This is a genomic window from Janthinobacterium sp. OK676, from assembly GCF_900103595.1.
Lineage (GTDB): Bacteria > Pseudomonadota > Gammaproteobacteria > Burkholderiales > Burkholderiaceae_D > Janthinobacterium.
Genome location: NZ_FNHA01000001.1, coordinates 642,463 through 654,786, shown reverse-complemented (window position 1 = coordinate 654,786; position 12,324 = coordinate 642,463). Strand labels below are relative to the sequence as shown.

Sequence of the window (12,324 nt, the reverse complement as noted above, 5' to 3'; positions counted from 1 at the left end):
AGGATTGATTTATGGCAAAAGATGCAATGCCGAGCGCCGTGAAGCCGTATATTCCGGCCGATGCGAAACTGCCCGAGATGACCTTCCGCGCGCTATTCATGGGCGTCATCCTGGGGATGGTCTTTGGCGCCTCCTCGCTGTACCTGGTGCTGAAAGTGGGCCTGACCGTCAGCGCCTCGATTCCCGTCGCCGTGATCGCCATCACCCTGTTCGGCCTGGCCAAGAAGGTGGGCGGCAAGGATTCGTCGATTCTGGAAAACAGCATCACGCAAACGGCCGGTTCGGCCGGCGAATCGCTGGCCTTCGGCCTGGGCGTGACCATGCCCGCCATCCTGATCCTCGGCTTCGACCTGGAAATCTCGCGCGTCATGCTGGTCGGCATACTTGGCGGCCTGCTGGGCATCCTGATGATGATCCCGATGCGCCGCACGATGATCGTCGACCAGCACAAGGAACTCAAATTCCCCGAAGGCACGGCGTGCGCCGAAGTGCTGAAGGCGGCCGCCACGGAAGAATCGCGCATCGCCGCCGGCGAAAGCATCGAGAAGGATTCGGCTGCCGCGCTGGACGCCAAGCGCCGCGCCAAGATCATCTTCGGCGGTTTTGCCGTCGGCTTGCTGTACAAGGTATTCAATATCTCGTTCAAGGGCTGGAAGGATACGCCGGGCGTGGAATTTGCCGCACCGCTCAAGGGCGGCTCCATCGGCGCCGAGATTTCGCCTGAATTGCTGGGCGTGGGCTACATCATCGGCCCGCGCATCGCCGCCACCATGGCGGCCGGCGGCGTGCTGTCCTACCTGCTGCTGATCCCGATGATCAAGTTCTTCGGCGACAGCCTGACCACCGTGCTCTCGCCGGGCACCAAGTTGATCAGCGAAATGGGCGCGGACGACGTGCGCAGCGCCTACGTGCTGTACATCGGCGCGGGCGCCGTGGCCGCCGGCGGCCTGATTTCGCTGGTGCGCGCCATGCCCATGATCTGGCGCAGCTTGTCGGCCGGCCTGAAAGGCATCGGCAAGGGCGTCAAGAGCAATTCCACCCTGCGCACCGACCAGGATATCCCCCTGAAATGGGTCGTCATCGGCTGCCTGTCCATCATCGCCGTGATCACCTTCGCCACGCCGCTGCACATGAACTTCCTCGGCGCGCTGCTGATTCTCGTCTTCGGCTTCCTGTTCGCCACCGTGTCGTCGCGCCTGACGGGCGAAATCGGCTCGTCGTCGAATCCGATCTCCGGCATGGCCGTGGCCACCTTGCTGTTTACCTGCCTGATCTTCCTGATCATGGGCTGGACGGGCGGGCGTTACTATGTGACGGCCCTGTCGGTGGGCGCCATCGTCTGCATCGCCGCCAGCAACGCGGGCACCACGTCGCAGGATTTGAAGACCGGCTATCTGGTGGGCGCCACGCCGCGCCTGCAGCAGTACGCGATTTTGGCCGGCGCCTTGTCGTCGGCCCTGATCCTCGGTCCGATTCTGCTGAAACTGAACGAAGCGAGCACCGTCTACGTGCCGGCCGCGCAAGTGGCGCCTGGCCTGACGGTCGATGCGTCGAAGCTGACGGTGACGGGCGAGCTGCATGGCCCGCAAGCCGATACCGACCACAACACGTATAAAGTCTGGCAAAAGACCGATACCGTGGGCGGCCCGGCCGGCAAGTATTTCGTCAAGGAAGACGGCCAGCTGGCTTACCTGGTCGACCCGGGCATCAATGGCCATTACAGCAAGCGTCCGGACGGTTCGGAAGTGAAGAAATACGATGCGCCCAAGGCCGTGCTGATGTCCTACATCATCAAGGGCATCCTCGACCAGCAACTGCCGTGGACCCTGGTGCTGTTCGGCGTGATGATCGCCGTGGTGCTGGAAATGGCCGGCATTCCATCCTTGGCGTTTTCCGTGGGCGTGTACCTGCCGCTGTCATCGACCTTGCCGATCTTCGTCGGCGGCCTGGTGCGCTGGCTGGCGGATCGTCGCAACAACAAGCTGGAACACAATGCGAAGCTGAACGAGGAAGAGCGCCAGCTGGCGGGCGACCGCAGCTCGGGCGTGCTGCTGGCGTCCGGCTACATCGCCGGCGGCGCGCTGGCCGGCATCATCATCGCGATCACGGCCGGCGTGCTCACGCACTTCGACCAGATGATGGCCGACTGGGCCGAGCACGGCAACCCGTTCTACGCAGGCCTGCACTCGGACGCGCTGTCGCTGCTGCCGTATGCCGTTATCATCGTGCTGCTGTATATCGTGGCAAGAGAGAAGAAGACGGATCGCCCGCAGGCTTGATGTCCTCGCTGATCCAATGAGAGCCGCCCGGTGTCATGACGAACCGGGCGGCTTTTTCATGCGCGCCCGATGGGCCGCGCCGCCAGCTGCGCCGCGCTCGCGTAGATCGTCACGTTGTCGGACGCGAGCCGCCCCAGGTGCGCATAAAACGCCTGCGCCGGTATGCACCACGACGCCGCGTCGCCCACTTGGCCGTTGACGCGCAGGCCGGCAGTGTCGAATTCCCGGTGAAAGTAGTCGCGCAAGTCGCCGCGGCCGGGATGGTCGATGCGGCGCTGGGCGACTGCCTGGTCGAAAGGGCGCACGGGCACCTCCCAGCGCCGGCCGGCGTGGTCCAGGCAGGCCAGCAGCTTGGTATCGTCTTCCCACACGGGCACGGGAAAGGCGCCGCCCATGGCGTCTTCCAACGCGTGATAGAACGTCACCGGTCCCATGGAAATGCCGAGCCCCAGCACCTTTGCGTGCTCGCAGCCGATGAAGCGCTGCCAGGGCGAATCCATGCCGAAGATCGAGGGCGCGCGTTGGTGCGCCTCGGTGAGATGGATGGCGTGGCGGCCCCACGCGGATACGGAGTGGGTGGGGTGGATGCTGCGCCGGACGCCGGCGCTGGCCAGGAAGGCTTCGGGCAGGCGCCCCATGTGCGTGCCATGGCGGCGCGGGTCGAACACATAGTCGGGCATGGCGCAGGTGGCTCGCACCGTGCCGCCGGGCAGATAATAGGTGGGCAGCAGCAGGGTGCCCTGCGGCCCGACGGCGTCCTGCAGCGCGCCGATCACGGCCGGCGCGCCGCCTTCCACGTAGCCGAGGCTTTTCAGCGATGAATGGACGAATAGCGTATCGCCTGGCGCGATGCCCAGCCGCGCCAGACCCGCGGTCAAGGCGGCGCGCGTCACATGGGGCCGGCTCTGGCGCACGTGACTGGCGCTGGCGGCGCGGCGCCACGCTTCCAGCGCAGCCCGGGCGGCGCGTTTGGCCTGGTCAAGCATCGCCAATTTCCAGTTCCAGCAGGTTGGCGTCGATGCAGAACTTGGCCGCCCAGTTCAGGTAAGCCCAGGTGCCGTAGTCGCCATCGACGGGAAACGAGCCCTTGACGCCGCCGCGCGCGTGCGCGGGACCGTCGATGCTGACTGCGCGCCGCACGAAGCTATTCAGACGGCGCCCCGCATCGAGGTAGCGCCGCTCGCCCGTGAGCTGGTACAGCAGGAACAAGCAATGCGCGTTTTGCGCGGAACCCGTGAGGCAGGCGTAACTGGCCCCCGGCTGGAAGTCCGGACCGAGGCGGCCGGCCAGGTAGCCATCGGCCGCCACGGCTTTCGCGACGCTCGTTCCGGTGCGCGCGGCGGCGTCCAGCAGGTCGGTGCGCGCCGAAAAGCGGTGCGCTTCGAGCAGGCCGCGCAAGGCGTAGCCGATGGTATGGGTCAGCGGCAGCAGCGGGTTGTCCAGGCAGTTCGAAGCGAACCAGCCGTTGGGGCGCTGCTTGGTGAGCGCCCAGTCGACCTGGCGCAGGCCGGCATCGCCATAGCCGTGGCCCGGCGCGACGCGATCCGCTTCGAACAGGCCCCAGGCCACGTGCGTTTCATAGGCCTTGTCGCCGGCGCTGGCGAACGGCGTCGGATGGCGGCGCCAGCAGCCGTCGGCATCCTGGCTGTCGCGCAGCCAGCTTGCCGCGCGGTGCATGGCGTCTTCGTAGGGCGCGCCATAGGCTGCCACGCCGGCGGCCAGGCCCAGCAGAATCTGCCCCGTGTTGAAGGTGACGGGCACGCGTGGCGTGGAATCGATTTTCCCGCCCTGGAAACCGCCTTCCGGGAACTGGATGGCCACGCACCAATCGAGCATGCGCCGCGCCCGCCCGTGCAGCGCTTCATCTTTACCATGCGCGCCCGTGCGCCTCGCCACGGTGATCACGGTGGGAATGATGTAGCCGGTGGTCTCCGGGTAGGAGCTCGACCAGCCCGTTTGCAGGCTGTAGTCGCGCGCGACGCCGCCGTCGTTTGAACTGGAATGGTCCTGCGCCGCGCACAGCCAGGCCGTGCAGGCCTGGACGATGGCGGCCGGCCCGGGGTCAACGGCGGGCAGGCCGAGGCGGTCGGACAGCCGTTCCATGCGTGCCGCCGGCGATAGCCTGGCTGGCAGAGTGAAAGTGTTCCTGATGGTACCGAGCAGTGTGCGCATGGCAGTGTTGGCGATGTTGTTGGCCCAGCCTACTGTAGCGCCGGCGGCCGTCACGGCTATTGACTTGCCGCAAGGATCAGCTATCGCCGGAATTGACGCATAATGGCCACTTCACCGTTGTCGACGAGGCCCGCCATGAACAGCGTCACGCTTGCATACACAGTCGTCACCAATCCCGACTCCTTTGTCGGCTTCAAGTATTACGTCAAGGCGGGGCAGGCATTCGATGCCGATGATTTTGCCTATTCCTACAAGCTGAAACGCTCGGACCTGGACCCCGACAGCGTGCTGGCCACCCGCGAGGCGGCGGCCAATCTGCAGCCGGGCGAGTGGCTGAGCGTGTCGCATTCGGTTGCGGCGTAGCCGGCAGTTCTAGGCTGGTGCAAACCAGACGCGCAATTCATCCTCGGCCCTCTGCGCCGTTGCCTGCGTCAAGGTCAGCACGATGATTTTTTCCCGCGCCGGGCGGTGGCCATCGCCGACGGCCAGTTCGATGGCTTGCTCGAAGCTCGCGTAGCCGTGGCCGAATTCATGCGGGCATTGCTGCACGATGCGCGCCGCCTTGCCGGCGTTGCGGTCCGCCAGGTGGATGATGGGATTACCGTCATAAAACGGCTGGCCATTGGCAAACGCGGTGCGCAGATACGGCGTGCACTGGCCGTCGAGGAAAGCCAGGCGTGCCTGCCAGCAGGCCTCGGCCGCCGCATACACGGCATGGTCATCGAGAAAATCGGCAAACAGGACGTCGTTTATCATGTTTTTTTCGGCTAGATGCCGAACACTTTCAAGATCGCGTCAGTGAATCCCTCGAACCAGCTGCCCACCTTGCCCGGCTGCTTGCCGTGGCGCGGGGTTTCTTCGTACAGGTAGACGCCGTTGCCGCCGTCGAAGCGGTCGTTGAGCAGCGCCTGCTGGCCGCGCAGGTAGGGGATGAAGGTTTCGCTGCGCATCGTCGAATACAGCACGTCGGTACTGAAACCCAGGGTGGCGGACTGGCTGATGGAGCGTCCCAGGCCGGCCCGCTCGAGGCGCACGCCGCGGCAGCCGCGCACGATCAGGGTGACGGGGCCGCGAAAGACGATGAAGCGCAGCTGCAGGGTGAGCCAGGCATGCAGGCTGCCCAGGCGCCAGTGACTCGATATCGCCAGCGGCTGGCCTGCCTCGCAGACCAATCCCACGAGGCCACGCGGCTGGAACACGAGGGCGCCGCCGGCCGGCAGGTGGACGACGGCCACTTCCAGCAGCGGGTCGTCGCTGGCCGATATCGTCACGGATGCAGGCTCGCCGCTTTCCAGCCGGGTCAGCGCCACCATGTCGGCGGCCAGGCTGGTGAACGGGAAGCGCCAGTCCAGCAGCCATTGCGTGCGTTTGCAGCTGCTGACGGGCGACGATTGCAGGTATTCGGGATGGATCAGCATCCGCTGGCCAGGCTGCAATTGAAGCGCCTGCGAGACGGCGGAAATGCGCGATTCGCCATGCGGCGGCAGGGGCAGTGTGCTGCCTGCCAGCTGCAGTTCGCGCGCGATCGACAACGGCGGCAAACGGGCGGCGACGGGCGCCAGCACGAAGTAGAAGAAGGCCTTGATGGCGGCGGGGAGCAAAATAGCCGACAGCACCAGCAGGGCGGCCGTGGGCGCGACGTCCAGCACGGGCGCGCGCCAGCGGGCGATCCAGTTGCGCGCCAGCTGGCTTTCGCCGGCCGCGATGGCCTGTTGCACGGGCGCCAGGGCGCCGGCCAAGGCCGTGCTGTCAATGGCAAATGGCGCCGGACGGGAAGCGTCGCCGGTGCGGGCGTGCTGCGCTACCCAGGCCTGATACGCTTGCAGGTTGATGTCGCGCAGACGCTGACCCTGCGCTTCGAGCTGCGACAGCTGCGCGTAGGCATCGCTGCCGGGCAGGCGGGCCGCCAGCGGGTGCTGCGCTTCCAGTTGCCGGCGCTGGCGCAGGTTGTGTTGCAACGCGGCATACGCGCGCACATGTTCCGCGTGCAGGCGCGCCAGGGTCTGGCGCGCATCTTCGCCTTGGATCGCCGCTTGCAGGGCGGTCAGATAGCGGGCTTCCTGCGCCAGCACTTCGATTTCCACGCGGCGCGTGGCTTCTTCCTGCGCGTGCAGGGCCAGGGTGGTCGTGTCGGGGAGGGGGAGGCTAAACAGTGACGGCTGCTGCCGCGCGCGCAAGGTCGTCAATTGCGCCTGCACTTCCTTCAAGCGGGTGGCGATGGCCGCTTGCGAGGCCTTTTGCAAGGCGTTGACCCGCGCCGTGGCGGCAGCGGCCAGGCCGGCGCCATGGCCGTCCGCCATGCTGGATGCTGTTTTGAGCGCGGCCACGGCCTCGCTGCCGGCGCTGTAGGCGCGCCATTCGGCCAGCAGCATGCGTCCGGCCAGCAGGATGACGATGAACAGGGCGAACTGCAGCGCGTGGCGCAACAGGAAGCGCAGCAGGGACGTCAGCAGCTGGCGCAAGGAGATGCCGGCTTAGGCGGCCGCGCTATCGGCGTCGGCACAGCATTTCTTGTACTTCTTGCCGCTGCCGCAGTGGCACGGGTCGTTGCGGCCCGTTTTCGGCAGTTCGCGCAGCACGGTGGCGCCGGGCTGGCTTTGTTTCAGGTGGCGCTGGCGCGCCCAGGCCGCATTGATGGCGATGACGGCGGGAATCACGCCATCCATGGCCGCTTCGGCCGCATCGTCATCGAGTTCGCTGGCGCTGGCCAGGTGCTGGAACGGCGCCAGGTAATCAGGATGGCTGACGGCCAGGGCCGCCCACTGGGGCTTGTCCAGGCTCGTGCCCAGGATGAAACCGGCGCACCAGGCGGGCACGCTCCATTCGGGGCCGCAGACGTAGATGGGCTCGAAGCTGTCCGGGTCTTTCGCCAGCCATTCGACCATGTAGGCATGGTGGCGCTGCGCCAGGCTGGCCGCGCGTACGCTGGCCTCGTCCTGGGCCGGCAAGGCGCTGCCGGCCGCCTTGTCCCATACCCAGGGCAGCCATTGTTCGGCCGCGATCTGCTTCGGGCTCAGGGCGACGGCCGTGAGGAAACCTTCCAGCATCGACACGTCCATGGCGCGGCTTTCCAGCGCAGGCGCGGCCAGCAGGGTGTCGAGTTCGGCGTATTCGTCGTCGGAGAGGGGCATGGTGGTGGAGATGCTGGACATAATATTCTTTGGTGACGTGGGTGGATGGCCGGTGGCCCTGGCCGTATTGTACCGCCCGGCAAGGAGGAAACCGGCGCTGGAATGAAAAACGGCGGCCCGCAGGCCGCCGTTGTCAGCTAAGGCAGAAACTTACTTCACGCCGTGCATCAGTTTGTTGATCAGCGGTGCGATCAGGAACAGGATCACGCCGGCGCCCAGCAGGGACCAGAAGCCGAAGGTGTAGCCGGACAGGGCCGACTGCACCGACATGCCGCTCTCGCCGCTGACGTAGCTGGCGAAGATGCCCGACAGGTTGTTGCCGATACCGGTCGACAGGAACCAGCCACCCATGCCCATGCCGACCAGGCGTACCGGGGCCAGCTTGGTGACCATCGACAGGCCGATAGGTGACAGGCACAGCTCGCCGATCGATTGCAGCACGTAGACGGTGGTCAGGGTCCAGAACGGGATCTTGTTGTCGGCGCCAACCAGGCTCGACAGAGCGAAGATCAGCAAACCGAAGGCCAAGGCATTGCCCAGCAAGCCCAGGCCGAATTTGCGCGGGATCGAAGGATTGACGTTGTGGCGCGCCAGGAAGACCCAGACGGCGGCGATGATCGGCGCGAAGACGATGATGGCGACCGAATTGACGGTCTGGAAGTAGGCGGTCGGGAAGATCCAGAAGCCCAGGTCGCGGTTGACGATCTTGTCGGCCAGGAAGGTGAACGAGCTGCCTGCCTGTTCGAAGAACATCCAGAACAGGATGTTGAAGACGAAGATCAGCAGCATGGCGATGACGCGGTCGCGCGCCACCTTGCCGTTGCGGATGCCTTCGAACATCAGCATCACGGCCAGGCCGACGAACAGCACGGTTAGGACGATTTGCAGCTTTTCAGCGCCGACCGTCAAGAGGAAGTACATCAGCGGGATCACGCACAGGGAGCCGACGGCCACCCAGACGACGCGCATCGGGTTGCCGGAACCGGCTTCCGGCGCACCGATGCCCTTCAGGGCGCGGCGGCCGATGAAGAACCATACCAGGCTGATCAGCATGCCGAAACCGGAGGCCATGAAGACCATCTTGTACGAAGGCATGGCGCTGGTGCCGAAGATCGACTCGGCCAGCCACTGGGTGAAGACGGGCGCGACCATGGCGCCCATGTTGATGCCCATGTAGAAGATCGTGAAGCCGCTGTCGCGGCGCGGATCGGCGGTCGTGTACAGCTTGCCGACCATGGTCGAGATGTTCGGCTTGAACATGCCGTTACCGACGATCATGGTGGCCAGGCCCAGGTTGAAGATGTCCTGGTTCGGTACCGAGATGCAGAATAGGCCGGCGGCCATGAAGACGGCGCCCAGCAGGATGGAGCGCTGGTAACCGATGACGCGGTCGGCGATGTAGCCGCCGAACAGGGCGCCGGCGTACACCAGCGCGAGGAAGGAACCGTAGGTAAGGTTGGCCGCTGCCTGTCCCGAAGCGTCACCAGCGTGGAACTGGGCAACGATGTACAGTACCAGCGCCCAGCGAACTCCGTAGAACGCGAAGCGTTCCCAGAATTCAGTCATGAACAACATCCACAATGGGCTTGGATGGCCCATAATCTGCTTGAACTCGGGAATAACGGCTTCCTTGTTGGGCGTAGTCGCACCGCTCATGCGGTTCCTCCTGAAAAATTATTATAGTCGATCGATAAAACAAACTTATGGAAGCCTGCGGGCGGCGGGGACTCTCATGAAGAACCTCACGCACGGGAATTCCAATAGGCTGGCATTCTAATCTACAAATTGCGCTGAGCGAAGGTTTCGATTCGCATTAGCAAGAATGACTGTTTCATATTGGTCAAACCGGTTTGCATGCAAGGATGGGCCCGGCGATTTTGCGGCGGCACAGCACAACTTGCCTGACTTGTCGTATATTAAGGCTGCAAGACCTTCGAGCATCGATTTTTAAAGGATTTTTCGCATTATGGAACACGACGTTATCGATACTCTGGTTTCACCGGAAGGCCGCCTGGACGTGCTCTCCAAGACTGAAGTCAACAAACTGCTCGATACCAGCCAGGGCGGCCTCTACAACACCTTCCGCCGCTGCGCGCTGGCGGTCTTGAACTGCGGCAGCACCATCGACGATGGCCGCGCCCTGCTGGAGCGCTACCAGTCGTTTGAAATCTCCATCATCCAGCGCGAGCGCGGCATCAAGCTCGACATCAAGGGCGCGCCGGCCATCGCCTTTGTTGACGGCAAGATGATCAAGGGCATCCACGAGCACCTGTTTGCCGTGCTGCGCGACATCATCTTCGTCAGCGATGAAGTGACGGGCAATCCGAAATTCGACTTGCACAGCACGGAAGGCGTGACGGACGCCGTCTTCCACATCCTGCGCAACGCCAACGTGCTGCAAACCCAGCTCAACCCGAACCTGGTCGTGTGCTGGGGCGGCCACTCGATCAACCGCGCCGAATACAATTATTCGAAGGAAGTGGGCTACCAGCTGGGCTTGCGCGGCCTCGACATCTGCACCGGCTGCGGCCCGGGCGCCATGAAGGGCCCCATGAAGGGCGCCACCATCGGCCACGCCAAGCAGCGTTTGCACAATGGCCGCTACCTGGGCATCACGGAGCCGGGCATCATCGCGGCCGAGTCGCCGAACCCCATCGTCAATGACCTCGTCATCATGCCGGACATCGAAAAGCGCCTGGAAGCGTTCGTGCGCGCGGGCCACGGCATCGTCGTCTTCCCCGGCGGCGCGGGCACGGCCGAAGAGATTCTGTACATCCTCGGCATCCTGCTGCACCCGGATAACGCCGAAATTCCCTTCCCGCTGATTTTCACGGGTCCGGAAACGTCGCGCGAATACTTCGTGCAGATCAACCAGTTCATCCACGACACCCTGGGCCCGGAAGCGCAGCAGCGCTACAAGATCATCATCGACGACCCGGAACTGGTGGCGCGCGAGATGCTCGAAGGCATACGCCAGGTGCGCGAATTCCGCAAGGCGCACAGCGACGCGTATTACTTCAATTGGTTGTTGAAGATCGATCACGAGTTCCAGAAGCCGTTCCAGCCCACGCATGAAAACATGCGCAACCTGAGCCTGCACAAGAACCAGCCCACGCACTTGCTGGCAGCCCAGCTGCGCCGCGCGTTTTCGGGCGTGGTGGCGGGCAACGTCAAGGACGACGGCATCCGCTCGATCGAAAAGCACGGCAACTTCGAGATCCATGGCGACAAATCCATCATGGGCCCCATGGATGCGCTGCTCGCTTCCTTCGTGGCGCAGCACCGCATGAAACTGGCGGGCACGGCGTACGTGCCTTGCTATACAGTCATCCAGTAACTTTTCAGCCGCCGCCCGCCGCCTGCATCTGCCGGGGGCGGGCGGCGCTTTTCCACTGATGCTCCCATGCTGTTCCTTCGCCGCCACAGGCAATCAAATCGCTTGCATCATCGATTCTTGGGTGCTATCTTTGGAACCGGTTCCAAAATAAAAATATGCAGGTCAACAGGTAGTGGAGAGCAAGCTTGGATTCAGTACGCAGCATTAAAAAGACAGCCGTCGGCGAACCGGCCCGGCCCGTGACCATCGCCCAGGTGGCGCGCGAGGCGGGCGTGTCGAAGACGAGCGTGTCGCGCTTTCTCGGCGGCGAACTCGACGCCCTGTCCGAGAACATCCGCCAGCAGATCACCAGCACCATCGCGCGCCTCGGCTACCAGCCGAACCAGATGGCGCGCGGTCTCAAGCGGGGCCGCACGCGCCTGATCGGCATGGTCGTGGCCGACATGCTCAATCCCTACACCGTGGCCGTGCTGCAAGGCGTGGAAGCGGCTTGCCAGCAGCATGGCTATACCTTGATTTTGTGTAATACCGGCAATGATGAACAGCGCGAACGGCAGTCGCTGGCCGCGCTGCGCTCGTACAGCGTGGAAGGGCTTATCGTCAACACGCAGGGACGCAACATCGAGTCGTCCGACTTGCAGCAGGCGGAAATGCCCATCGTGCTGGTCGACCGCCGCATCGAGGGCGCCGATTTCGACCTGGTGGGCCTGGACAATGTGCAGGCGGGCCGCCTGGCCACGGCGCATCTGATCGAACAGGGTTTCGACGCCATCGCCTTCGTCGCACCGCCCTTGACGGGCGTCAGTTCGCGCCTGATGCGCGCCGACGGTTTCCAGGCCGTGATGGCCGAGCATCCGGGCTGCGTGGGCGAAGTGCTGGCCGTGGACCTGGACGACCGGCCTTCCATCGACGCGCAGGTGCGGCAATGCCTGGCGCAGTGGGGCGGCCGCCGCGTGGCGCTGCTGGCCTCGAACGGCATGGTGGCGCTGGAACTGGCGCTGATGCTGCAGCGCCTCGCATTGCGCATGCCGCAGGACGTGGGCTTGCTGGGCTTTGACGAATTGCCGTGGTCGCCGCTGGCGGGCCTGAGCACGATCGAGCAGCAGACGTACGAGATCGGTTTTTCGGCGATGACGTGCATGCTGTCGCGTTTGCAGGGCGAGCAATGCCCGCCGCGCGAAGTGCTGTTGCCAGGCAAGCTGATCGTGCGCAACTCCACCCGGGGCGGCGACTGACGGGGAAGAGGGCCTTGCCCTTTTTTTTGGGAAGGTTATGGAACCGGTTTCATGGATTGTATTCACACTGGAAAGGGGCGTGGATAGTCAAGCGAAGTAATGGTGGAAAACGGCAAGAGACGAGGTAAATCGTCCATTTGACAATATTCCCGGAAGTGCCTCGACGAGGC

Annotated in this window: 10 protein-coding genes; 4 read left to right on the top strand and 6 right to left on the bottom strand. The window is 64.3% G+C overall.

Annotated elements, in window-relative coordinates:
- Positions 1-11: 11 nt before the first annotated feature.
- Positions 12-2,279, top strand: coding sequence for an OPT family oligopeptide transporter (locus BLU39_RS03015; protein ID WP_232731105.1), 2,268 nt, complete (start codon positions 12-14; stop codon positions 2,277-2,279).
- Positions 2,280-2,335: 56 nt separating this feature from the next.
- Here BLU39_RS03015 and BLU39_RS03010 read toward each other — a convergent pair whose 3' ends face one another.
- Both BLU39_RS03010 and BLU39_RS03005 read right to left on the bottom strand, forming a co-directional pair.
- The gene (locus BLU39_RS03010) at positions 2,336-3,265 is read right to left on the bottom strand and encodes an AAC(3) family N-acetyltransferase (RefSeq protein ID WP_092709462.1); all 930 of its coding nucleotides are present in this window, start codon (positions 3,263-3,265) and stop codon (positions 2,336-2,338) included.
- The gene (locus BLU39_RS03005; RefSeq protein ID WP_092709459.1) at positions 3,258-4,382 is read right to left on the bottom strand and encodes a prenyltransferase/squalene oxidase repeat-containing protein; all 1,125 of its coding nucleotides are present in this window, start codon (positions 4,380-4,382) and stop codon (positions 3,258-3,260) included. Before BLU39_RS03005 ends, BLU39_RS03010 begins: the two co-directional genes overlap by 8 nt.
- Positions 4,383-4,586: 204 nt before the next feature.
- Between BLU39_RS03005 and BLU39_RS03000 the strand changes: the two genes are divergently transcribed.
- On the top strand, positions 4,587-4,814 hold the full coding sequence (locus tag BLU39_RS03000; protein WP_092709456.1) for a hypothetical protein: 228 nt from the start codon (positions 4,587-4,589) through the stop codon (positions 4,812-4,814).
- A 9-nt stretch (positions 4,815-4,823) separates the two neighbouring features.
- Here BLU39_RS03000 and BLU39_RS02995 read toward each other — a convergent pair whose 3' ends face one another.
- The 4 genes from BLU39_RS02995 to BLU39_RS02980 all read right to left on the bottom strand — a co-directional run bounded on the left by BLU39_RS02995 (position 4,824) and on the right by BLU39_RS02980 (position 9,238).
- Positions 4,824-5,207, bottom strand: coding sequence for a hypothetical protein (locus BLU39_RS02995; protein ID WP_092709453.1), 384 nt, complete (start codon positions 5,205-5,207; stop codon positions 4,824-4,826).
- 11 nt (positions 5,208-5,218) lie between these two features.
- Positions 5,219-6,913, bottom strand: coding sequence for a hypothetical protein (locus tag BLU39_RS02990; RefSeq protein ID WP_092709450.1), 1,695 nt, complete (start codon positions 6,911-6,913; stop codon positions 5,219-5,221).
- Between the two features lie 12 nt (positions 6,914-6,925).
- Positions 6,926-7,603: a UPF0149 family protein gene (locus BLU39_RS02985; protein WP_254788867.1), complete on the bottom strand. Its 678-nt coding sequence runs from the start codon at positions 7,601-7,603 to the stop codon at positions 6,926-6,928.
- 129 nt (positions 7,604-7,732) lie between these two features.
- Positions 7,733-9,238 (bottom strand): peptide MFS transporter, encoded by a 1,506-nt coding sequence (locus tag BLU39_RS02980; RefSeq protein ID WP_046683006.1) that lies wholly within the window; start codon positions 9,236-9,238, stop codon positions 7,733-7,735.
- 310 nt (positions 9,239-9,548) lie between these two features.
- Between BLU39_RS02980 and ppnN the strand changes: the two genes are divergently transcribed.
- Together ppnN and BLU39_RS02970 are read left to right on the top strand one after the other, a co-directional pair.
- A complete protein-coding gene (ppnN, locus tag BLU39_RS02975; RefSeq protein ID WP_092709447.1) occupies positions 9,549-10,919 on the top strand; it encodes a nucleotide 5'-monophosphate nucleosidase PpnN in 1,371 nt (456 codons plus the stop codon).
- 185 nt (positions 10,920-11,104) lie between these two features.
- A complete protein-coding gene (locus BLU39_RS02970; protein WP_092709444.1) occupies positions 11,105-12,154 on the top strand; it encodes a LacI family DNA-binding transcriptional regulator in 1,050 nt (349 codons plus the stop codon).
- The last annotated feature ends 170 nt before the right edge of the window (positions 12,155-12,324 follow it).

What these genes read in the sequence shown, in the direction of transcription:
- BLU39_RS03015 (WP_232731105.1), top strand. Translation starts at nt 12, where the DNA reads ATGGCAAAAGATGCAATGCCGAGCGCCGTGAAGCCGTATATTCCGGCC.
- BLU39_RS03010 (WP_092709462.1), bottom strand. Translation starts at nt 3,265, where the DNA reads ATGCTTGACCAGGCCAAACGCGCCGCCCGGGCTGCGCTGGAAGCGTGG.
- BLU39_RS03005 (WP_092709459.1), bottom strand. Translation starts at nt 4,382, where the DNA reads ATGGAACGGCTGTCCGACCGCCTCGGCCTGCCCGCCGTTGACCCCGGG.
- BLU39_RS03000 (WP_092709456.1), top strand. Translation starts at nt 4,587, where the DNA reads ATGAACAGCGTCACGCTTGCATACACAGTCGTCACCAATCCCGACTCC.
- BLU39_RS02995 (WP_092709453.1), bottom strand. Translation starts at nt 5,207, where the DNA reads ATGATAAACGACGTCCTGTTTGCCGATTTTCTCGATGACCATGCCGTG.
- BLU39_RS02985 (WP_254788867.1), bottom strand. Translation starts at nt 7,603, where the DNA reads ATGTCCAGCATCTCCACCACCATGCCCCTCTCCGACGACGAATACGCC.
- BLU39_RS02980 (WP_046683006.1), bottom strand. Translation starts at nt 9,238, where the DNA reads ATGAGCGGTGCGACTACGCCCAACAAGGAAGCCGTTATTCCCGAGTTC.
- ppnN (WP_092709447.1), top strand. Translation starts at nt 9,549, where the DNA reads ATGGAACACGACGTTATCGATACTCTGGTTTCACCGGAAGGCCGCCTG.